General features: G+C 42.7%; 20 protein-coding genes. 11 read left to right on the forward strand and 9 right to left on the reverse strand.

Features of this window, described 5'->3' with window-relative positions:
• The first annotated feature begins 172 nt into the window (after positions 1-172).
• Complete coding sequence (locus U0035_RS11295; protein WP_114789902.1) at positions 173-2,191, forward strand: transglutaminase family protein; 2,019 nt, start codon at positions 173-175, stop codon at positions 2,189-2,191.
• 12 nt (positions 2,192-2,203) lie between these two features.
• Positions 2,204-4,108 (forward strand): DUF3858 domain-containing protein, encoded by a 1,905-nt coding sequence (locus tag U0035_RS11300; protein ID WP_114789903.1) that lies wholly within the window; start codon positions 2,204-2,206, stop codon positions 4,106-4,108.
• 24 nt (positions 4,109-4,132) lie between these two features.
• On the opposite strand, the gene U0035_RS11305 is transcribed toward U0035_RS11300, so the two are convergent.
• The gene (locus tag U0035_RS11305) at positions 4,133-4,528 is read right to left on the reverse strand and encodes a c-type cytochrome (RefSeq protein ID WP_114789904.1); all 396 of its coding nucleotides are present in this window, start codon (positions 4,526-4,528) and stop codon (positions 4,133-4,135) included.
• Positions 4,529-4,620: 92 nt separating this feature from the next.
• On the opposite strand from U0035_RS11305, the gene U0035_RS11310 reads away from it, so the two are divergent.
• The 3 genes from U0035_RS11310 to U0035_RS11320 all read left to right on the forward strand — a co-directional run bounded on the left by U0035_RS11310 (position 4,621) and on the right by U0035_RS11320 (position 7,375).
• Entirely contained in the window at positions 4,621-5,646 is a 1,026-nt protein-coding gene (locus tag U0035_RS11310; RefSeq protein WP_114789905.1) for a 2-oxoacid:ferredoxin oxidoreductase subunit beta, read from the forward strand.
• A 127-nt stretch (positions 5,647-5,773) separates the two neighbouring features.
• On the forward strand, positions 5,774-6,382 hold the full coding sequence (locus U0035_RS11315; protein ID WP_114789906.1) for an L-threonylcarbamoyladenylate synthase: 609 nt from the start codon (positions 5,774-5,776) through the stop codon (positions 6,380-6,382).
• A gap of 93 nt (positions 6,383-6,475) precedes the next feature.
• Positions 6,476-7,375: a hypothetical protein gene (locus tag U0035_RS11320; protein WP_162817783.1), complete on the forward strand. Its 900-nt coding sequence runs from the start codon at positions 6,476-6,478 to the stop codon at positions 7,373-7,375.
• Here U0035_RS11320 and U0035_RS11325 read toward each other — a convergent pair whose 3' ends face one another.
• The 3 genes from U0035_RS11325 to U0035_RS11335 form a co-directional block, all read right to left on the reverse strand.
• On the reverse strand, positions 7,376-8,143 hold the full coding sequence (locus tag U0035_RS11325) for a glycoside hydrolase family 25 protein (protein ID WP_114789908.1): 768 nt from the start codon (positions 8,141-8,143) through the stop codon (positions 7,376-7,378).
• A 78-nt stretch (positions 8,144-8,221) separates the two neighbouring features.
• Entirely contained in the window at positions 8,222-8,833 is a 612-nt protein-coding gene (locus U0035_RS11330; protein ID WP_211316360.1) for a hypothetical protein, read from the reverse strand.
• An 81-nt stretch (positions 8,834-8,914) separates the two neighbouring features.
• On the reverse strand, positions 8,915-9,694 hold the full coding sequence (locus U0035_RS11335) for an enoyl-CoA hydratase/isomerase family protein (RefSeq protein ID WP_114789910.1): 780 nt from the start codon (positions 9,692-9,694) through the stop codon (positions 8,915-8,917).
• A gap of 143 nt (positions 9,695-9,837) precedes the next feature.
• Here U0035_RS11335 and U0035_RS11340 point away from each other — a divergent pair, with 143 nt between their 5' ends.
• Positions 9,838-10,443, forward strand: a complete 606-nt coding sequence (locus U0035_RS11340; protein WP_162817785.1) for a trimeric intracellular cation channel family protein — start codon at positions 9,838-9,840, stop codon at positions 10,441-10,443.
• Positions 10,444-10,448: 5 nt separating this feature from the next.
• On the opposite strand, the gene U0035_RS11345 is transcribed toward U0035_RS11340, so the two are convergent.
• Positions 10,449-11,066 carry an ABC transporter ATP-binding protein gene (locus tag U0035_RS11345; RefSeq protein WP_114789912.1) on the reverse strand — a complete coding sequence of 206 codons (618 nt, stop codon included), beginning with the start codon at positions 11,064-11,066 and terminating at the stop codon, positions 10,449-10,451.
• The gene (lpxA, locus tag U0035_RS11350; protein WP_114789913.1) at positions 11,047-11,853 is read right to left on the reverse strand and encodes an acyl-ACP--UDP-N-acetylglucosamine O-acyltransferase; all 807 of its coding nucleotides are present in this window, start codon (positions 11,851-11,853) and stop codon (positions 11,047-11,049) included. Before lpxA ends, U0035_RS11345 begins: the two co-directional genes overlap by 20 nt.
• Before the next feature lie 189 nt (positions 11,854-12,042).
• Between lpxA and U0035_RS11355 the strand changes: the two genes are divergently transcribed.
• Entirely contained in the window at positions 12,043-12,969 is a 927-nt protein-coding gene (locus U0035_RS11355; RefSeq protein WP_114789914.1) for a helix-turn-helix domain-containing protein, read from the forward strand.
• A 15-nt stretch (positions 12,970-12,984) separates the two neighbouring features.
• Here U0035_RS11355 and U0035_RS11360 read toward each other — a convergent pair whose 3' ends face one another.
• The 3 genes from U0035_RS11360 to U0035_RS11370 all read right to left on the reverse strand — a co-directional run bounded on the left by U0035_RS11360 (position 12,985) and on the right by U0035_RS11370 (position 18,303).
• Complete coding sequence (locus U0035_RS11360; RefSeq protein ID WP_114789915.1) at positions 12,985-14,274, reverse strand: sugar MFS transporter; 1,290 nt, start codon at positions 14,272-14,274, stop codon at positions 12,985-12,987.
• Positions 14,275-14,394: 120 nt separating this feature from the next.
• The gene (locus U0035_RS11365) at positions 14,395-17,016 is read right to left on the reverse strand and encodes an MGH1-like glycoside hydrolase domain-containing protein (protein WP_114789916.1); all 2,622 of its coding nucleotides are present in this window, start codon (positions 17,014-17,016) and stop codon (positions 14,395-14,397) included.
• Between the two features lie 219 nt (positions 17,017-17,235).
• Positions 17,236-18,303, reverse strand: a complete 1,068-nt coding sequence (locus U0035_RS11370) for an N-acetylmuramoyl-L-alanine amidase (protein WP_114789917.1) — start codon at positions 18,301-18,303, stop codon at positions 17,236-17,238.
• A 173-nt stretch (positions 18,304-18,476) separates the two neighbouring features.
• Between U0035_RS11370 and gndA the strand changes: the two genes are divergently transcribed.
• From gndA to U0035_RS11390, 4 genes are all read left to right on the forward strand, one after another.
• The gene (gene gndA, locus U0035_RS11375; RefSeq protein WP_114789918.1) at positions 18,477-19,883 is read left to right on the forward strand and encodes an NADP-dependent phosphogluconate dehydrogenase; all 1,407 of its coding nucleotides are present in this window, start codon (positions 18,477-18,479) and stop codon (positions 19,881-19,883) included.
• Positions 19,884-20,012: 129 nt separating this feature from the next.
• A complete protein-coding gene (zwf, locus tag U0035_RS11380; RefSeq protein ID WP_114789919.1) occupies positions 20,013-21,524 on the forward strand; it encodes a glucose-6-phosphate dehydrogenase in 1,512 nt (503 codons plus the stop codon).
• On the forward strand, positions 21,525-22,241 hold the full coding sequence (gene pgl / locus U0035_RS11385) for a 6-phosphogluconolactonase (protein WP_114789920.1): 717 nt from the start codon (positions 21,525-21,527) through the stop codon (positions 22,239-22,241).
• Positions 22,242-22,595: 354 nt separating this feature from the next.
• A complete protein-coding gene (locus U0035_RS11390; RefSeq protein WP_114789921.1) occupies positions 22,596-23,069 on the forward strand; it encodes an SRPBCC family protein in 474 nt (157 codons plus the stop codon).
• Positions 23,070-23,255 lie beyond the last annotated feature (186 nt).

Raw genomic sequence — 23,255 nt, forward strand, 5'->3', positions numbered from 1 at the left:
TTCTAGCATGATTTCCAGCTTCAAAAAAAGTATATTAATTGATAATATGAAAAACTTTTCTGACAGCTATTACAGGGATTAAAAAGCGGATTAAAATAAATACCTCCGCCATCTATCTTTTTTTTAATTTTGCAGAGCTAATTAAAGAGAAGATATAACTAACTGATAACTTATGATATCTATAATTCGTGTGGCAATGCTCAGCATCTGCTGCTTTGCTGTACAGTACATTTCTGCCCAGGGCAAAAACCCTGTTAAATTCGGGAAAGTATCCGTAGCCGATTTCAATATTACGTCGCCGGCAATTGATACTTCGAGCAATGCCGTTATCCTTGCCGATGTGGGCAGCTCCATACTGGAAGGGAATAATAAAGGATTTTTCTCGCTCAAATACACACACCTGAGACGGGTTAAAATTATTAATAAAAAAGGTATGGATGCCGCCGATGTGTCTATTTCCCTGTACACATCCGGTGATGCCGAAGAAAAACTGGATGAATGCAAAGCTATAACCTATAATCTTGAAAATGGCGAGGTAAAACAAACCAAACTGGAAAGCAATGGCATCTTCAAAGAAAAGCTTAGCAAGAACACTATAGTAAAAAAGTTTACATTTCCTAATGTAAAAGAAGGATCCATATTAGAATACACTTATACCGTCATATCAGATTTTCTTACCCATTTGAGACCCTGGGAGTTCCAGGGTACCAGCTGGCCACGTGTTTACTCTGAATATACAGTAAAGATTCCCCAATTTTTTAGCTATGTATTCCTGGCACAGGGATATATTCCACTGAAGAGTGAGAATAGCAGTAAAATGCAGTCGTACAATATTTCGGAGCAAAATGGCACGCAGGCATCCAGGCAGTTTTCATTGAGCGGCTATGAAAACAACAACCGTTGGATTGCCCGGGATGTGCCTGCGCTCAGGGAAGAGAACTATACCTCAACCATTGAAAATCACCTATCAAAAATCGACTTCCAGCTAAAGCAAACGGAGTTTCCCGGGCAAACGCCGACAGAATATATTGGAAGTTGGGCCAAAGCCGCTGAGAACATGTTGAAAAGAGAGGACTTTGGTAATGAAATTACCCGGGCCAACCTTTGGTTGAATGACGATATCAAAACTATTGCTGACGGAGCTAACTCCAACCCGGAAAAAATAAGACGGCTGTATGACTTCGTCCGGGACAATTTTACTGCTACCTATAACGCCGGATTATTTCTTAACGACAATACAACCCTGAAAGATATCTTCCGGAAAAAAAGTGGTAACGTGGCAGAGATCAACTTGTTACTGATAGCCATGTTACGTAATGCTGGCGCAACGGCCAACCCTGTAATGATCAGCACCAGGGGACATGGATGGGCACATCCTGTGTATCCCTTGATGACCAAGTATAACTACCTGGTATGTGAGACATTTGTAGATGGGGAGCCCGTTTACCTGGACGCATCCCGGCCGAAAATGGGCTTTGGGAAATTGTCACCCGATTGCTACAATGGAGCAGGTTTTGTAGTAAAGCCACAGCCAGTCAATATATCTTTTGAAGCCGACTCTGTTCTTGAACGTAAGGTAACGATGATCTTTTTGACCCAGGATGATAAAAACGGTCTTAAAGGATTTTTTAAATCTACTCCTGGTTATTATGAATCTACCAATCTTAGAAACAAATTAGCAACGCAAAGCATGGACGACCTTGTAAAGAATATCAAAAAGAGCTACTCCTTCCCGGTAACCATTAAAAAACCATTTGTCGACTCATTGAATAAGTTTGATTATCCGGTGTCTATCGGTTATGACATCGGCTTTGATTTTGAAGACCAGGAGATTGTATACCTGAATCCGATGTTCTCGGAGATCACCGGTAAAAACCCCTTTAGCGCAGCCGACAGGAAATACCCGGTGGAGATGCCTTTTAGAATTTCAGAAAACTATGTCCTTAATATGGACATTCCTAAAGGATACAAGGTGGATGAAATACCCAAATCGGCCAGGGTAAGGTTAAACGAAAATGATGGCATGTTTGAATACCTAGTGTCAGCCACTGATAAAAAAATAATGCTGAATTGCAGGATCGATATTAAAAAAGCTAATTTTCCTGCAGAGGACTACCAGTCGCTTCGCGAATTCTTTGGTTATGTTACGAAAAAGCAAAGCGAACAGATTGTTTTGAAAAAAATAAAATAGTTTTTACTACTTATGAAAAAAATGGTTGTGCTCCTTATTTTGATCGTCCTGGCTTACAGCAGCCAGGCGCAATATGCAGTTAAAGAAATACCTGAAGCTTTGACCTCAAATGCCCACCTGGTAAAAAGGCTGGACGATATACGCGTGGAGATAAAAAGCCCTGGTAAGGCTTATTATTACAGGCACTATGTTTATACGATTATGAATGAGGCCGCGGAACGCTATGCCTATTTTGTTGATTACTATGACAAATTCAGGGAGATCAACAACATATCAGGTACGCTTTACGATGCATCGGGCAATAAAATAAAAAATGTAAAGAAAAAAGATATAGCCGATGAAAGTGGCACCAGCAGAAATAACCTGGCCGATGACGCACGTTACAAAGTGCATAACTTTTATCATAAAAGCTATCCTTACACCGTTGAGTACGAAGTTGAAGGTGAAATGAAAGGTATTTTCAATTTACCGGAGTGGCAACCTGTACCAGCCCCGGAAGTAGCGGTAGAAAAATCCTCGTTAACGGTTATTACACCTAAAGATTATACGCTCCGTTATAAGGAACTTCTTTATTCAGGTAATGTACTCACCAAAGATGAGAAGTCGGGTAAGATCTATCAATGGCAACTCAATAGTGAAGCTGCAAAACCAGCCGAGGCCTATGCCCCTGAGTGGGACCATATTTCGACCCGTGTTATTATTGCGCCTTCCCTTTTTGAATTTGGCGGTTATAGTGGTGAAATGAGCAACTGGCAGAATTTTGGTAAGTTCATGCTATCGCTCTACAGTGGTCGCGATATACTGCCTGCCGATATTAAAGCTAAAGTACACCAGCTTACTGATCATTTAAAAAACAACCAGGAAAAGGTAGCTACCCTGTACCGTTTTATGCAGGATAACACACATTATATCAGTATCCAGCTGGGGATTGGAGGTTGGCAGCCGTTGGACGCTACTTACGTAGCCAATAACAAATATGGCGATTGCAAAGCGCTCTCTAACTACATGGTAGCATTACTTAATGAGGCTGGGATAAAAGCCAACAATGTTCTGATAAAAGCCGGTGAAGATGAAACGGATATTTTAAGTGATTTCCCATCCAACCAGTTCAATCATGTGGTTGTTTGTGTACCAAACGGTAAGGATACTACCTGGCTGGAATGCACCAGTCAAACAGTAGCGCCGGGCTATATGGGATCCTTCACCGGGAACAGGGAAGCTCTTTTGGTAAGTGAAAATGGCAGCACTATTGTTCGTACACCGGTTTATCGAAAAGAAAATAATTTGCAGATCCGCAACGTGAAAGCCGCTATTGATGCCAACGGTAAACTCACCGCAAAAGTGAGTACCACCAGCACAGGATTGCAGCAGGACAACCTGCATTCGTTGATCAATAACAGCACTCCTGACGAGCAGAAGAAGAGACTGCAAGGCCTTTTCACGCTGTCTAATTATGAAGTCCCTGCTTTCTCCTATTTAGAAAGCCGGGAGGCCCCGGTACCAAGCTTGAACGAGACATTGGAGCTTGTTGCAAACGACTATGCCAACATTACAGGCAAGCGCTTATTCCTGCGTCCGAATATTGTTTCCACCTATACATCCAAACTTGCGGAAACCGAAAAAAGAACGCACGATATCGTATGTACTTACGCTTTCATTGATAAAGACACGGTGCATATCACTATTCCAGAAGGTTACGAGATAGAATCCATGCCACCACCTGTTAAATTGAACAATCAATTTGGCGCTTACCATGTTTCTTATAAAATTGAAGGCCGTTCTATTCTACTGATACGCAGTTACGAGCGTAATGCCGGCACTTTCCCCGCAAAAGACTATACCGGTTTTGTAGATTTTTATAATAAGATCTACAAAGCAGACCAGGCAAGGATGGTTTTTGTAAAAAAGGAAGACTAGCTGATTCTCCGACAAGACAAGGGGTTAGTTCCCCTCGGGATAGGCATTTCCCTTATGGCAGGTATTACAGCTGATACGGGTCAAAAAAGCGGGATGCACTTTGGTGTCGTAATTAAAATAGTTCTTATTGATATCAATAGTGAGTCGCATCATGCGCCTGCCTTCTTCTTTTACCGGGTTATCATCTGAAGCAAAATTCAGGGTAGTATCTCCATTTTTTATTTCCTGTACATGGCAGAAATCACAGGTTACACCCAGGCCCTTGTTATAGGTCACCATCAGGCTGTCCAGCTTTTCATCACTGATATCCTTAGGTAAAACCTTGAAATTGCGTTCTTTGCCGGGCACCGTATTTACAAATCCCACCATCAGCAAACAGCTGACTACCAGCATCACAAATGATATTTTTTTTTGAAGCATCCAGCAATTTACACAAAAACGGTCATGCAATTGTCAAGCCTGCTAACAATCCCCTGTTTAATCGTACCTTTGCGCTCGATTTTAAAAATAAGATGTCAGAAGTTTTAGCGCCCACATTAACAGCAAAAGATTTCGCTACAGACCAGGAGGTAAGGTGGTGTCCCGGTTGCGGCGATTACTCCATATTAGCACAGGTTCAGCGTATTATGCCGGGCCTGGGCATTCCTAAAGAGAATATTGTATTTATATCGGGTATTGGCTGCAGCAGCCGTTTCCCATATTATATGAACACTTATGGCATGCACTCCATTCATGGCAGGGCTACTGCCATTGCCAGTGGTTTAAAAGCCGCAAGGCCTGAGCTGAGCGTTTGGATCGTGAGTGGTGACGGCGATAGCCTGAGTATCGGGGGCAACCATACTATTCATCTTTTAAGACGCAATTTCGACGTTAACTTACTGGTTTTCAACAACCAGATCTATGGTTTAACCAAGGGGCAATACTCTCCCACTTCAGAAGAAAATAAGATAACCAAGTCGACTCCTTTTGGCAGCATCGATCATCCTTTTAATCCTGCGGCCCTTGCATTAGGCGCTGATGCCAGTTTTGTGGCCAGAACCATGGATCGCGATCCTAAACATATGCAGGCCATGCTTTTAAGAGCTAACGGCCATAGGGGAGCCTCTTTCCTGGAGATCTACCAGAACTGCAATATCTTTAATGACGGGGCTTTTGAAATTTTTACTGAAAAAAGTACGAAGCCATTGGAGACCTTATTCCTGGAGCAAGGCAAGCCCCTGGTATTTGGAGCAGAAGGTAATAAAGGTTTAAGATTGGATGGATTTAAACCGCAGGTAGTAACCATTGGCGAAGGATACAGCGCAGATGACCTTTGGATACATGACGAACAGGACATTTACAAAGCACAGATATTAACCCGCATTTTTGACGATCCTACTATTGAAGGTCATTTACCAAGACCATTTGGTGTATTCTACGAAACAGACCGCCCTTGTTACGAAGAAATGATGGCACTTCAGCTCGAGGATGCTATTGCCCGCAAAGCTCCGGACCTGAATGCTTTATTGAGAGGTAAGGAAACCTGGACGGTGGCGTAAGTAGTTGACAAGTTGAAAGCCTGCCTGGCGGCAGACAGGGTTTGGAAGTTAATAAGGTGTCTATTTCCCAATCGGCCCGAGTCAACTTTTCCACTTAAGACCTGTCAACTTTAGTTAACTTTGATACATGCTTCTCCGTATCCATCCCAAAGATCCACAGGAACGCCTGATTAAACAGGTAGCAGAAACCCTGCGTAATGGAGGTATCATCGTTTATCCAACTGATACCATTTATGGCTTGGGCTGCGATATTTATCAGACCAAGGCTATTGAGCAGATCTGTCGCATCAAACAGATAGATCCCAGGAAAGCCCAGCTATCTTTTGTATGCTGTGACCTGAGCCACCTGAGCGACTTTGCAAGGCAGATATCCAATACTACTTACCGCGTTTTAAAAGAACATCTTCCCGGACCTTATACTTTTATCTTACCTGCCAGCAAACAGGTACCTAAGATATTGCAGAGTAAAAAAGACACTATCGGCCTGCGGGTACCCAATAATAAAATCGTTCATGAGTTGGTTAAAGAACTGGGCCATCCTATTCTAAGCACGACCCTTCCGGGTGACTTTGTCGAAGACTACACTGATCCTGAGATTATTTATGATAAATATAAGAACCTGGTAGATCTAGTAGTAGACGGAGGCATTGGTGGCAGCGAGCCATCCACGATCATTAACTGTGTTGACGACGCTTACGAAGTAATCAGGATGGGTGCAGGTGAATGGGAAGAATAATAAATTGGGAATTTCCAAAAACTTGTGCGGCCCGGCCTGGTTACGAATGAAGCCTGCGTGGCCATTTTCTTATTGAATAATATAAACTTGTATATGAAAATTAATAGCCCTCATGTAGCGCTGGTATTAAGTGTGCTGCTTTTAGCAGCTTGTTCAAACCCCCGCTATATCAACTCGCCTTCCGTACACAATGCTGCCTTTTTAAGGCAACAGGGAGATTTTAAGATCTCTGCAGCAGGAGCAGGTAACCCTGCCAAAATATTTTCAAGCATTGATAATGAAGATAACGATGAATCGCTGGGGCATTCCGCGGGATTTGACGGACAGGTTGCTGTAGCGGTAACCAATCACTTCATGTTAACTGCCAGCGGTAATTACCGGGACGAAAAAGATCACTATAACGATGATGATCTTTCAAATACCGACAGGAAATCGGACGTCAGGTATAACCGGCATATGTTTGACTTTGGCGCCGGCTTTTTTACTCCTATGGGGAGAAGCGAAAAAGTATATTTTAATGGTGTTGTAGGAGTAGGTTTTGGTAAAATGTCTTCCACTGATGCCGTAACGCCCTCTGACGCCACCCGTTTCAGACGTTATGAAGCCAATACGTTAAAGTACTTCTTTCATCCTTCTTTTAATTTTTTCTTCAACGAGTATATGCGTATGTCGGTAGCGCCGCGGTTTTCGCTGCTCCGGCTCAACAATATCAAAACCAGCTATACCGAATCCGAGGAGATCACTTTGGGATACATGGACGCCCGCAAACATACTTTTGGTGTTTTTGAACCATCCGTTCTACTGCAAACCGGGTTTAAAAACAATGATTGGCTCAAGCTCGATTTTGGATTTAATTTTTCGACCGATCCCTTCACCACATCAAAAAGTGATAATAGCGAATATGGTGTTCCTGCTGAAACCAGGACCTATAATGTACAGTCACGCAACTTCCTGTTATCAGTGGGTTTATCGGTTTATCCCGGCAGAAGATAGTTATTGAATCAATAGCTCATTGAAGGCTATAATATCGCCATTAAACACATTAAAGTCTACTTTGGCATCAATACCATTTACATTCCCTTTATCATTATGCTGCCAGAAGGTCCAGGGGCGGCTGATCCGGGGACTTTTACGCTCATAGTAGTGGGCCACCCATAAAGGATATTCATTAAACCCGGGGCCCATATATTTTTCATAAAATGCAGCGTTGGTATATATAACAGGCTTTACCTTGTAATGTGCTTCCACTAAATCCAGCCATGCCTGTATACGCGCACGAAACACATTCACAGGTAATATACCCGCCACTTCTGCGTCGAGCACCGGGGGCAGGTCTCCTTTTTCAAGTTTCACCCGCGATATAAAGTATTTGGCCTGTTGAACAGGATCCAGGCTCGGCACAAAAAAATGGTATGCCCCCCTGGGAACTTCATGTTTTTTAGATTGCCGCCAGTTGTACCTGAATTGCTTATCAGTAAGCGTCACGCCTTCAGTAGCTTTTATAAAAGCAAAATTGAGCTGGATATTCGCAACATTCATCTCTTTCACTCCCTGCCAGGCAATTTTTTTCTGGTAGCGCGAGACGTCTATACCGTGAATGGAGAATGCCACCGGCATATCAATACCAAATGCCTCATAGTGTACAAACTTTACTTTCCTGGAATTGATCCATTGAAGCAGGCCAATAACTAAAGCCACTATAAAAACCGCTGAAACAATTAGCTTGATATTATTGTAGTTGTATGTCTTTTTACGCGGCATGGTACGTGACTACAAATATATTGCATGCCTTGTAGCAGATGCCCCGGCTGTCAATAATTTTAACAAGGTGAAAAGAAGCTATTGCTGGTTATAGTTAGTGCGGAAACCATTTTTGCGGCTTTCAATTTCGTAAAGCTCGCTTTCTACGCTTGCAGGCCTGGTGATCTTTACCAGACCAGGCATACCGATATAGTCCCGGGAAGAGCTATAAATATAATCAGAAGAATATTGAACTACCCTTTCTTTTACCGGCAAACCATGTATGAACTCCAGTTGCTCCGCCATACTTTGCGGCTGTTTCATATCTATCTGTGCCGTTGTATTGATATCGCCCCAGCAGGATTGCTGAACAGGAGCTCCTTCGCTCATCCCCGCTTGTTGAAAATGGCTTAAGAGCCAGGTATTGCGTTCACTGGGATTACTTTGAATAGCTTCCACGATCTTACGGGATGTAAACACAACAAAATCATCTCTCAGTTCTTTTAAAGAAATGTTTTCCAGAGACTGGCCGATAAAATATAATTTGTTTGACATCAGACACCATCCATACACTATCAAACCTTTGCTATCAATAAAATGGTTCAGGCTATGTACTATGATCTGTTTGTACATAGTTTTTGTGAAAATATCTACGGTATCGATTGTCTCAAAGGTGAAGCAATAGCATCCATTGTCGCGAATAGGCATCATCTTGCTGTTGCGTTTTACCATACAATGCAAATCCTATTCCAGTTTTTTTAAAATATAGCGCTTTTGCTCCTGCGTCTCATTTTATGAGCCTTTAAATACTGCCGGCCTCTTTTCCAGAAACGCGTTAACACCCTCTTTACAATCGGCGGTCTGCAGTAGTTCACCAAACAGCCTGGCTTCAGTTAAGTAGCCAGCTTTATCGGCATCATATGCCTGTTGTGCAGCTTTAATGGAAGCGGCTACCGCCAAAGGAGCCTTTACATTAACAACAGCCAGTATGGACCTGGCTTTGGAGATTAATTCACTTCTGTCAACCACATGATTTACCAGCCCGTAATTAAAGGCAGTCAACGCATCAATCATATTACCCGTGGCCAACAGCTCGATCGTCCTTCCTTTACCAATTAGCTGTGTCAGCCGCTGCGTACCACCATAGCCCGGCAATAATCCCAGGTTCACTTCAGGCTGACCAAATTTTGCATTATCACTTGCCAACCTGAAATGGCAGGCCATTGCCAGCTCACAACCACCACCTAACGCATACCCGTTTACCGCGGCCACAATGATCTTGGGACTGCTTTCAATTTTATCAAAAATCAACTGCCCCCGCCGGGCCAGGGCTTCACCAGACGGTGAGTCCAGACTGCTGAACTCGCCAATATCAGCGCCCGCTACAAAAGCCTTTTCGCCCGCACCGGTTATAATCGCCGACCTGATGTCCGGTCTTTCAATAACGGTATCTACTAACCTGTCTAACTCGTCAAACACTGATTTATTTAAAGCATTGAGTTTATCGGGCCTGTTAATGGTGATAACGGCAATATGGTCCTGAACATCAAAAAGTATTATATCAGATAACATGACTATATTTTTACGAGGTGAACGAACGGATCGTAAATTTAGATAAAGCTGCTTAAAAAGCCACCGCTTAAATACATTTCATCTGCCGATAAAAATAATTCAAGGATTATCAATTGTATGAACGGCTCAGTTAATTTTGCGAAGTGACTTTCTTAACCGTCATAACCTACCTGGGTATCTTTATGTTTGCGCTTGCCGGTGCCTTTAAAGCCCGTGGCGCCAAACTGGATATATTTGGCGGGCTGGTAGTAGCTTTTGTATCGGCTTATGGAGGAGGAACGCTGCGGGACCTACTACTAGGCGTAAGACCGCTCACCTGGATTAACGATAACCTGGCTTTCGGATTGGTATTTGCCGGTACGGCGGTTACTTTCTTAGTAAAAGATAAGGTCAACAATTTCAGAAGAACGATCTTTTTTACCGATGCGATGGGTATTGGCCTTTTTACGGCTGTTGGTATAGAGGCCGCCATTCAAACAGGCACTAATAACCTGTACTCACTAATTATGGGTATTATTACGGCTACCTTCGGAGGTTTGATTGCCGATATATTCTGTGGGTATGCCCCGTTATTACTACGTAAAGGAGAACTTTATGCAACAGCCTGCGCTGCCGGGGGGCTTGCATTTATTCTTATTAATAAGTACTTTGACTTCCATCGCAGTTTAGATCTGAGTATTTGTGTAATACTTGTGGTGGCGGTCAGGATCTATTCCAAACGAAAAAGGCTGACGTTGCCGGAGATATAAAAAAACTACTTGAACCTGGTAATATCCAGTACTTCTTCGCAAAAGCCATATTCAGCAATATCATTACTACTTACTACAGCCAATCTTCCTGAACAGTAGGTTTTAATGAGCTGATTGTATAATTCTATACCTGCCGTATCCAAATTGGTGCAGGGTTCATCCAGTAATACCAGGGGCGTATCGGACAAAATACATTGAGCCAGCTTTACTCTTTGCTTCATACCGCTGCTGTATTCATTGATCTTTTTGTGACGGGCATGGGCCAGGTGAACGGCATCGATCACGGCATTAACGGTCATGCCGCCAACAAAAGGCTTGAACGATTGATGGAAGGTTAGAAACTCTGTAAGGGTGAATTCTTCTACCAGCTCAAGATAGGGGGCACAAAGCGAAGTATAGCTGAATATTTTTTCGGGGGAAATGGCAGCATTTTTCAATGAATGACTGCAGGACCCTTCATTGACGGAAACAGCGCCGCTTAAAACCTGTAAAAGCGTACTTTTACCACTTCCGTTGGGCCCGGTAATCGCATAATGCTTTCCGCACTGAAAAGTATAGTTGAGATTTCGGAAGATCCAGTCCCGGTTATAACGTTTGCCCGCATTATGCAATTGAATCGTCATCGCCATTGGCTTTGCTGTACCGCTTGATGATACCGCGGGTACTTTCCTGGATGAAAGTAAGTATTTCGTCCCTTTCTTCTGTTACAGGAAACTCTTCTTCGAGTATCTGAACAGCTTGTGTAACATTTAATCCTTTATTATACAAAACCCGGTAAATATCAAGAATATGATTGATTTGCTCGATGCTGTAGCCCCTGCGCTTTAAACCAACCGAGTTTACCCCGGCATAGCTTAAAGGCTGCCTGGCTGCTTTAATAAACGGTGGCACATCTTTGCTCACCAGCGACCCGCCGCTGATAAATGAGTGTGAACCAATCTTTACAAACTGATGTACCGCAACCACTCCTCCAAAACCCACATAGTCGCCCAGTACCACGTGACCGGCTATTTGAGTGCTATTACTTAAGGTACAATAGTTGCCTATGGTACAATCATGCCCGATATGGCTGTAGGCCAATATCCAGCAGCCTTTTCCAACTACTGTTTTCCATTTATCGCTGGTACCCCGGTGAATGGTAACAAATTCACGTATAACACAATCATCTCCAATCTCTACAGTTGTCTTTTCTCCAGCATACTTCTTATCCTGTGGTTCGGAACCAATAACAGTACCCGGGAATATCTTACAGTTTTTGCCAATGGTAGTTCCTTCCTGTATCGTAACATTGGAGCCAATCCAGGTACCCTCCCCTATTTCGACGTTGGGGTGAATAACTGTAAAAGGGTCTATTTTAACATTGGTCGCCACTTTAGCGTCAGGATGTATGTATGAGTTGAAATGTATCATTAAAAGCTGTAAAATTTTCTTTTTGCCGTTCGGGCTCCAATTAATTTGCCATTACCGCATAAGCGGCGTGCAAAATTAAAGATTTGATAATATCCTCCTATTATTTTGGCCCAATAAAGCTTCCAAATTTATAACTAATAGCTGTTAGTTGAATATTTTAACAAACAATATTATTTTTGCACCTAATTCATGAGTAAGCAAGACGAAATAACAACAGTCACAGGTCCATGGACACAGGCATTAAAAGGTCTGCAACCCATTGTATGTAAAGAGCAGCATATACCCGGGTCTGTAAATTACTCGATCAGGCGTTTCATGCGTGACGAAGATAACAGTGCAGAAGATATAGGTATTGTTAATTATGATTATAAAGGCAAAAGCAACGAGCAAAATGGCGTTAAATTAAGATTTTGCGTTGCAGGAAATATGTATTGTAGCACCGATGCCTGTCAGAAATGTACTTCGGGTAATACAAAAGCCTGTGCACAAAGCGTTCCTTCTTATGATGTGGTAGCGGTTGATTATTCGGCTCCGCAGCTTTCCCAGTTTGTAAACAGTAAAGTTAATTCTAATGCTACCGATTTACTGTTACGTTTTAATAAAAAAGATTCTTTTCAGAAAAATATACCGCTCTGTTGCAAAACACGTGGCGTAATTGAAGCATTGGTTAACCATAAATATACCGGTAGCCTGGAAAATATTTATGTGAATGCCCAATTACAGATGCTTTTATTATACAGCATGGATTGGATCTCTGATAAAGAAGAGGTTTTATCCTGCCGCTTCCTGAATAGTGATGTTGATCGGGAGAAAATAACGCTGGCGCGGGATATTTTAATCCAAAGCATTGGCCAACCTATCACCATCAAAGACCTTAGCCGTAAGGTAGCCATGAACGAGTGCTATCTTAAAAAAGGGTTTAAGGAAATGTATGGTACCACCATTTTTGATTTTTACCAGAACCAACGTATGGAACATGCCAAATACCTTTTATATGAAAAAGGGCTGAACGTTACAGACGTATCCATGATATTGGGCTATTCTTCTATTTCCCATTTCAGCACAGCCTTTAAAAAACAAACAGGGCTGAAGCCCTGTGAGTTGTTACTGCGATAATACTTGTTTCGCTTATCATTTTCCTTTCAGGCCTACTTTGTGGCCTGCAATAGCAAAGTATAAGATATATAGGTAACAAGGCAGTACAGTTATGAAATATGCCAGCTGAAAATCAAGCCCTGCAGTATCTTTTAACCAGGCATATATTAATGGCCATATAGCGCCGCCGGCTATACCCATGATCATAATGGCAGAACCCAGTTTGATAAATTTTCCTAAATGATTAATTCCCAGCGGGAAAATAGCCGGCCACATTAAAGAATTAGCCAGCCCCAGTAAAGCGATAAACACAACGGCGGTATAACCACTGCTCAGGTAAGCAATAACAGAAAATACAATTCCTAAAAGAGCGCAAATCCTGAGTGCTTTTTGTTGCGAAAGGTATTTGGGAATTGTTATAATACCAATTACATAGCCAATCAACATACCTGTTAGCGTAAGAGATGTAAAGTATTTGGCGATATCAGGACTAATACCTAATTCCTTTCCATATACCCCAATGATATCTCCCGCCATCACTTCAGCTGCAACATATACAAAAATGCAAAGCGCCCCCAAAAACAAATGCGGAAACTGAAAAATGCTTTTATGGTGAATAACCTGGCCGCTGGCTCCATCAACCACATCTTCTTCGGGCTGTATTTCAGGGAGGTTCAGAAACTTAACAAAAACAGCAAATAAAATAAAAATAACAGCCAGAACAATATAAGGCGTATTTACCCTTGACAGCACATCGTTCAATAATTGCAATTTCTCGTCGCCTGTTGCTGCTTGTATTTTCGCCTCTACTTCGCCTGCATTTTTAAGGAACAGCGCTCCCATAATAAAGGGAACGATCATTCCTGCAAACTTGTTGCAAATGCCAGCCATGCTGATACGTTTAGCAGCGCTCTCAATAGGGCCGATAATAGATAAATAAGGGTTTACCGCCGTTTGCAGCAAGGCCAGGGAAGCTCCCTGCACAAATATGCCGGTAAGAAACAAGCCAAAGGAATGCGAATTGGCGGCGGGAATAAATATTAATCCGCCAAGAGCAAGTACAACAAGACCCAGCACAATTCCGTTCTTAAAACCTGTTTGCTTTAATATCCAGGAAGAGGGAATAGCCAGGAAGAAATAAGCCATATAGGAAGCAGTGGCAACCAAAAAAGCGGCTCCATCGCTAAGACTGAAAGACATTTTAAAAAAAGGGATCAGTGTTCCATTCGCCCAGGTAATAAACCCGAAAATGAAAAACAATGCGCAGATCGTGATCAGCGGAACCGTATAATTTCTTTGAGAACCTGGTTGTGTGGCTACACTCATAAACAATTATTTTTAAAATGATGAGATAATAAAAATAAGGGAAGTTGTTGTAGAATGCATCAAAAAAACAAACGGTTGCGCACAATGCACAACCGCCTGCTATAAATATCTGTTTAATTATTATGCTTTATCAGCCAGTTCGCTGATCAATTCTGCCACCAACGCGCTCCAGCCGGTTTGGTGGTTGGCACCCAGGCCACGACCGGTATCGCCGTGAAAATATTCAAAGAATAAAATGAGCTCTTCGTTTTCGGGTTGCTGGTAGAACCAGTTATACGGACCATAAATAGGCCGGTTGCCCTCTTTATCTTTCTCGAACATACTGATCACCCTTTTTGCCAGCTCTGTTGAGGTATTAAAAAGATTCATCTGGCTGCCCGAACCTGTAGGGTATTCGACCATTAAAGAATCATGATAAAATTTCCCTAAACGCCTGATAGACTGTATGATGATAAAATTGATGGGTATCCAAACCGGTCCGCGCCAGTTAGAATTACCGCCAAACATATCTGAGGTGGAATCTCCCGGATCATATTGAATAGTATGCACTTCTCCGTTGATGGTAACGGAGTAGGGATGGGCTTCATGATACTTGGATAAAGCCCTGATACCGCCATCGGATAAAAACTCCTGCTCATCAAACAGACGCTTAAGCATTGACTTTAACCTGTCAGTTTGAACCATTGACAACAACAGCTCATTTCCATCGCTATGCTCTTCTTTTGGCCAGAAACGATTATTTTTCAACCGGTATTTCTTATACCAGTCGAACCGCTTGGCGAAGTCGGGCAATTTTTCAAATACTTCTTTCTTGATAGTTGCTACCGCATATAAAGAAGTAAGTCCTACAATAGATTGAATACGCAGCGGCTGGGGTGGCGCATCCCGCATACATAATACATCGTAGAAAAACTGGTCTTCCTCATTCCATAAGAAATGTTCATTCAATGCCTCAGCAATCAAGATAAAATGCTCGAAGAATTTCGTGGCCGCGTCTTCAAAGCTGCTGTCCACCATAGCAATCTCCAAAGCCATATCCATCATACTGAGCGCGTATACGCCCATCCAGCTCGTTCCATCGGCCTGTTCCAGTTGTATATCCCCCTGGTCGTGATAACTGCGGTTAAATACACCAATATTATCCAGTCCCAAAAAGCCTCCTTCAAAAATATTATCTCCTTTCCGGTCTTTTCGGTTGATCCACCAGGTGAAATTGATCAGCAGCTTATGGAACACTTTTTTCAGAAAATCAATATCCCCTTTACCGGTAGTCTTCCGTTCTATCTCGAAAATTTCCATTGCCGCCCAGGCTTGCACGGGAGGATTTACATCGCTAAAATTCCACTCGTAGGACGGTAGCTGTCCGTCGGGTTTCATATACCACTCCCGCATTAACAGCAGCAGCTGGTTCTTGGCAAAAATAGGGTCTACCACGGCCATCGAAATACACTGGAAGCTTTGATCCCATGCAGCATACCAGGGATACTCCCATTTATCCGGCATCGAAATCACATCCTGGTTTTTCAGGTGCTTCCAATCATTATTACGGCCGCTTTTACGCCTGTCATTGTTCTGTGCAATGCCATCCGAATTAGACAGCCATTTTTCAATATCGTAATGATAGTATTGCTTACTCCATAACAAACCGGCCAGTGCCTGGCGCTGCACTTTCGCCAGATCACTCTTTACGCCTTTGGGGAATATTTCTGCGTAGAATGCATCCGCTTCTTTTTTCCTTTTTTCAAACAATTTTTCAAAATCGCTGTCAAAAGGATCATCTTGCTGCTTTTCAGAAAGGCGGCAATAAATATCAATGGTTTCCCCCGCTTTAACCGTATAATGATATACCGGCGAAAACTTGGTACCCGATTTTCTCTGCCGTAGTTCATTCACATGGGTCTTATGAATAATAGCCTGGTGAAAAGCATCTTTTGTAAATATGCTTTCATTGGGCTGACCCGTTACTATTTGGGTATTCGTTTCATTGTCGGTGTATAACGCATCATCAGGCTCCTCGTAATAAAAGTAGTAGTTACCTAATCTCGAATGTTCCGCAAAAACAGTATTTTTTCCTGCAGGAGAAAAATTGGGTTTTGTTTTTAAACTGCCATGCTTGGTCCAGCGGTTATAAAACCAAAGTGTGGGCAATACGGTAATAGCAGCCGCTTTTTGATAACGGTTGGTGATGCTAATTTTAACTCCGATATCCGTACTATCGGTTTTAGCATAAGTAATTTTTACATCAAAATACCGGCTATCCTTAAATACATCGGTGTCCAGTATCTCATACTCAGGCTCATCTTTAGAGCGATTTTTGCTCTCTGTTCTCAATTGATCGTAAGGAAAAGCCTGTTGCGGGTATTTATACAGGTACTCCATATAATAATGGCTGGGTACATTATCCAGGTAGTAATAGAGCTCCTTTACGTCTTCTCCGTGATTGCCCTCGTAGTTACCCACACCAAATAAACGCTCTTTTAAGATAGGGTCTTTTCCATTCCACAATGCTATTGCAAAGCAGAGGTTTTGAAAATAATCTGAGATGCCAGCCAGCCCATCCTCACCCCAAAAGTAAGACCTGCAATAAGCATGATCAAAGGGGAAGTATCCCCAACTGTCTCCGTATTCACTATAATCTTCCCGAACGGTACCCCACTGGCGTTCACTTACATAAGGTCCCCATTTTTCTAATGGTACTTCTTTTTTTGCGTTCTCCTGTAACCTCTTATGTTCTTCTGTCATTTTTAAAATCCTATTTTTAATAACCTGCCACATTACCCGCAGATCTTTACCAATTCATTAATCACGTAAAGCAATGCCTCCGCGCAATATAACAATTAAAGTAATATGTGCGCCATACACATTGTATGTATGGCAATGATGTTCAGAGGGAATATTTGCCGGCATAATTCCCACTAAAAAAGGACGATGCCGATTTGGGCTGATCGGGGCTATTAATAATTAAAATTTACGGTATAGGTTATACAGCACTTTTTTATCGTATTCGCTAAGGGTACCGGAAATATCGTTTTGAATATAATGCAGCTTAAAAGCTTTGATAGCTGAAGCCTGATTACTGATATCGTAACCTATTACACGGAGAGCTAACAAGGCATTAAAATCGGCTGGAGGCGTTTGCATATTATAAGTATCGTACCAGTAACCGAAGCCTGCATCAGCGAGACGCTTCCAGGGAAAGTATTTACTGGGGTCACTTTTGCGGCTGGGTGCAATATCTGAGTGTGCAATAAAGTTGGATTGTGGAATGCCGTGTTGATCTTTTAAATAGTCGAGCAACTTAATAAGTGCGGAGACCTGGGCATCAGAAAATGGCTCTTCACCATTATTATCAATCTCAATACCCAGGCTGCAGGAGTTCATATCAGTAATGCTGCCCCATTTGCTGTTACCCGCATGCCAGGCACGTACATAGTCATTGAGCATTTGATAAACGACACCATCACGACCCACCACATAGTGAGCGCTGGTTTGTGTCCGGGAAATGGAAAAGGTAAATAAAGTTTGCTCTGCCGAGTTTTGCGCAGTATGATGTAATACTACGAAATTAGGTTTCCTTATATTGAAGTTAACTGAAGCATACCACTGTGCATTTACTGCAGGATTCTTTTTCTGAGAAGGGTTTTTAGCGATCTGGTTAATGATCTCATCAACCGTTTTTTCGTAAGAAGGTTTGGCGTAGTACTGTATACTATCTGTGATGCGTTTATAATATTGCGGAGAGCGATAAGTGTACGCCGCTGCATCATTTGAAGCAGGAGGAGGTGTGTAAGTTTCCTTTTCTCTTTCCGGTCTTTTGGTAACCTCCGGCGTATTATTTTGCTGATTATTTCTTGTAACCTGTTCAGGCTTTGTAAAAACGGTTTGGTTGGGCGGATTGCCGGGTGAAGGCTTTGTACCTGTATTTTTAGGAGGATTTCTATTGAGAACATTGGTTTTTTGGGGCGGCTTATTGCCACAGGCGCACAAAGCCAACAATGCCAAAGCCGGTAATGCTTTTTTGATAAACATCGTATTTACTGATCTTTTCTTTAACTAAAATGGTTCTTAATAAATATATCCGTTCGTAATGTGAAAGTAACGAAATTCATCGTAAAACGCCAACAAGGCTTTAAAATTGTGTGAACAATCAATAATATTTTAAGATTTCATTAATGCAATCCTATCTTTAAAAAAATTTTTTTATGGACGCACATTTTGGAATGATCGGCTTAGGTACTATGGGCCGGAATCTTGTTTTAAATATTGCAGATCATGGGTTTAAAGTATGTGGTTATGACCGTAGTGAAGAACAAACCCTACGCATGAAGGAGGAAGCCGGAGACCGGCCTGTTATCACAGTTTCCTCATCGGCGGATTTAATAAAAAATCTTCGTACGCCACGTATTATCATGTTTCTGGTACCTGCAGGTAAAATTGTAGACGCTGTAATTGATGAGTTGATACCCAACCTGGAAAAAGGCGATATCTTAATAGACGGGGGCAACTCTCATTTTATTGATACCGACAGAAGATATGCAGCCTTACAAAATTCAGGTATTCATTTTATAGGTATGGGTGTATCCGGCGGAGAAGAAGGCGCACGGTTTGGCCCGAGCATGATGCCAGGGGGCAATGAAGAAAGTTATAAGCTGGTACAGGATATCTTTGAATCAATCGCTGCCAAGGCAGACGGAGAACCTTGCGTTGCTTTTATGGGTAACAGCGCTGCCGGTCATTATGTAAAAATGGTGCACAATGGAATTGAATATGCTGTCATGCAGATGATCAGCGAAGTATACGGATTACTAAGAAATGAAGGTGTGTCTAACGCAGAGCTGCATCAGCTGTTTGACACCTGGAATAAGGGTGAGCTGCAATCCTTCCTGATTGAAATAACGGCTGATATATTTAAACAAAAAGACCCTGAAACCGGTAACGACCTGATCGACATGATATTGGACAAGGCCAAACAAAAAGGCACGGGGTTATGGACCTCTCAAAGCGCACTGGAATTAAATGTACCGCTTCCCACTATCGACACCTCTGTGTCCATGCGTTACCTGTCTGCGTTGAAAGAGGAGCGCACGCAGTTTGCACGTTTATACAATCATCAAAATAAAAAAACCGGTGTAGACGTAGAAGCTTTAAAGAAGGACTGCCGCGATGCATTACATTTCGGATTTATGATGGCCTATGCGCAGGGACTGGAACTGCTTTCAGTAGCTTCATCTATTTACAAATATGATATTCCAATTCCTACAGCTATCAAGGTTTGGCGTGCCGGATGTATTATCCGTTCGCTGATGCTGAACGACTTATATAAAGCTTTTTCTGAAGATGCCACATTGAAAAATGTAATTGCGTCACCGGTATTTGTACCGCTGCTAAAAGAAAAAAGACCGGGCCTGGTTAACTTCCTGAAAACGGCTATGGATGCAGGTATTCCCTCACTGGCTTTTTCTGCAGTATTGAATTATTTTGACGCATACGTTCAGGAAAGGCTGCCAGCCAACCTGGTTCAGGCGCAGCGCGATTATTTTGGAGCACACACTTACGAGCGTATCGATAAGGAAGGCGCCTTTCATACAGACTGGACTCCCGCTACTTAGATAGATAGCGTTCATGTATCATAGTTAATGGTTCATTACAGTTATCGATACCTGGCATCAGGAAATCAGCATGGAGCATCAAACGTCCGGTATCAAATATCAAAAAACCAGCATCAAACATCTTTTTTTATGAGCTTTAAAAGTACACCAGCTAACATTGTCATTTTTGGCGGTTTTGGAGATCTTGCCTGGCGTAAACTGATTCCTGCATTTTATAATTTATACATCAGCGGCTACCTGCCTGAAAAATTTGCTATTTACGGCGTTCATTACCAGGGCTTGCCCGAGGGCGCTTATGAAAAGCATATGCTGGAAGGGGTGAATCTTTTTTCGCGAAGAGGAAAAGCCAAAGCTGCAGAGTGGAAAAAATTCACGGATCATCTTTATTTTTTCCAGGGCGATTTTACGATAGACGAAACGTATACGCGGCTTAAAGCTACGCTTGACGAAAATGATAAAAAATGGAAGACCCGCGCCACCCGGCTTCTGTATTATTCTGTGGCGCCCAGCTTTATAGAGGTTATTTCCAATAGTGTATCTAAACACAATATTGCTGCCCAAAGAGAGAAGGATCGTATTGTAGTGGAAAAACCATTTGGAACCGACCTTGCATCAGCTAAAGGTTTGAACGACCTGCTCAATAAGCTTTTTTACGAGAACCAGATCTATCGCATCGATCATTACCTGGGCAAGGAAGTGGTACAAAATATCTCCGCCTTCCGGTTTGCCAACTATATTTTCGAGCCCTTATGGAACAGTAAGTTTATCGACCAGGTACAGATCAGCGTTACTGAAAGTGTAAGTGTGGGTACCCGAGGCAGCTATTACGATAAAAGCGGGGCCTTAAGGGATATGGTGCAGAACCACCTGCTGCAGCTGCTGTCTTTGGTTGCGATGGAATGCCCGGGGAATTATGATGCAGAAGATATCAGAAAGCAGAAAGTAAAAGTGCTGAAAAAAGTAAGGCCTTTTACAACAGCTACCGCCATACAGGATGTGGTAAGAGCACAATATACCAGGGGTGAAGTGAAAGGCAAAGAACAGCCCGGCTATAAAGAAGAAACGAATGTGGCCCGTAACTCAACTACAGAGACTTATGTGGCCATGAAAGTATGGATTGACAATCCACGCTGGAAAGGTGTTCCGTTTTACCTGAGAACCGGTAAAAGCCTGGAGAAACAATCTTCAGTAATTGTAGTGCAGTTTAAAGACAGTCCGCACAAAATATTTAAAGATGATGTAGTGCCCAATCGCCTCGTCATCAGTATTCAGCCGGAGCAAAAGATAAGCCTGCTATTTGAAGGTAAAGTGCCCGGCCTGGAAATGAAATTAAAGCCCCTGGAAATGGACTTCAGCTATCACGATTCTTTCATTGAAGAAGCGCCCGAAGCTTACGAAACTTTGTTGCTGGATGCACTGGAAGGAGATGCTACGCAGTTTATACGTGCCGACCAGGTGGAAACCGCCTGGAGCATTGTAATGCCCATATTGAATGCCTGGAGCAAAGAGAAGGGCGATATGAAAAAATACAAAGCCGGTAGCTGGGGACCTAAAGAAGCAGAGGACTTAATAAAAGAAGGCAGAATTAAATGGCTGATGCTGCCCGAATCATCTAAAACAAAAACTACCAAAAAGAAATAAATGAAACATATAAAATTGATCTGGGAGCACGCCGAAGCATTGAGCGCGGCAGCAGCACATTACTTTGTTGAACGTAGCGCTAAAAGCATTGCAGACACGGGGCGCTTTACCGTGGCTTTATCGGGTGGCAGCACGCCAAAAGCATTATACCGGTTATTAGCTACCCCTAAGTTTTCGAGAAATATCGATTGGAAAAAGGTGCACCTGCTTTGGGGTGACGAGCGCTTTGTACCTCATACGCATGAAGACAGCAATTACCGCATGGTAAAAGAAGCGCTGCTGGATCATGTAAAAGTGCCCCGTAAAAATATATTAGCCATGCCTACCAAAGGTGAAGCCAAAGACTGCGCAGTGCAGTACGAAAAAATGATAGCGGACACATTAGGTAAAAAGATGCAGATAGACCTTACCCTGCTGGGCATGGGAGATGATGGTCATACTGCATCTTTATTCCCGGGCACCGATATCCTGGATGAAAAGAAAAAGTATATTAAAGAAGTTTGGGTGGAAAGCAAGCAAACCTTCCGCTTAAGCTTTACCTATCGCCTGATCGATAATAGTAAAGAAGCTATGTTCCTCGTAGCAGGCGCCACCAAAGCCCCTGTGGTGAAGCATATTTTCGCAAAGAACGCAAAATCTAAATTCCCTGTACAGGAAGTAGATCTAAAAAAGGGTACGGCCATCTGGATGCTGGATGAAGCAGCAATGGGGAAATAGCGTTGCGTACCTAAGGCACGCCGGCATTTATCAACTGCTATTGCTACCGATACATGGTCCCTAACGGCACACATGACCAGCGTTCCCGTCATGGACAATACATGGGAGCGCCATCAGCCTGCCCTCCTTCGCTTCCCTTGTCCCTTTAGGAAACAAACTATTGGCAGAAAAATGTGGCCTAGCTGTTATTGCGTGCCTGCGGCACGCGCCATTTGTTAACTGTTGAATTATATGGCAGTCGTTTTCTCAGCTATACACCCTTATTTGTTCCGTAGGAACAAGTAATCGGTAGAAAAATTTACAGGTATCTATCGCGTGCCGCAGGTACGCAACTACAACTCGCAAAAAAATGATATGCCGGTTATCGAATTAGCAACATTTATTCATGCTGATATCCACACCTGCTTTGATTGTTCCAGGAGTATCGATTTACATACCCTATCGACCGCCAAAGCCAAAGAGAAGGCTATAGCAGGCAGAACAAGTGGTTTGATTGGCATGAATGAAACCGTAACCTGGGAGGCCACTCACTTTTTTGTGCGCCAAAAATTCACCTCCAAAATAACGGCGTATAATCGTCCTTTTCATTTCAGGGATGAGCAGCAAAAAGGCTCTTTCCGGTCATTTGAACATGATCATCTTTTTTGTGAAACAGGCACCGGAACTTTAATGAAAGATATTTTGTGTTTTCAATCGCCAGCGGGTGTACTGGGAAAATTGGTGGACCGGCTTATAATGACCCGCTATCTCAAACAGTTTTTAATAGAACGAAATGAGATGATCAGGCATTTTGCAGAAACCGGTAAGGGAGCAGCCTTATTACAATAAATTAATAACTAAGACGGAAAACAATGGTGCCGCCCTTTCTTAACAGCGCTGCATTCGTTTCGGAGGTGGCGTACCTACGGCACGCAAGGATTCGTCAATCACTACTTCTACCAGGATTTTGTCCTTACAGGACAAACAGCGTCTTGCCTCCCAGCTATTTCAAGCAGCTTATCCATTTTCATAGAA

The organism is Niabella yanshanensis (assembly GCF_034424215.1).
In the GTDB taxonomy this organism is placed as follows: Bacteria; Bacteroidota; Bacteroidia; order Chitinophagales; family Chitinophagaceae; genus Niabella; species Niabella yanshanensis.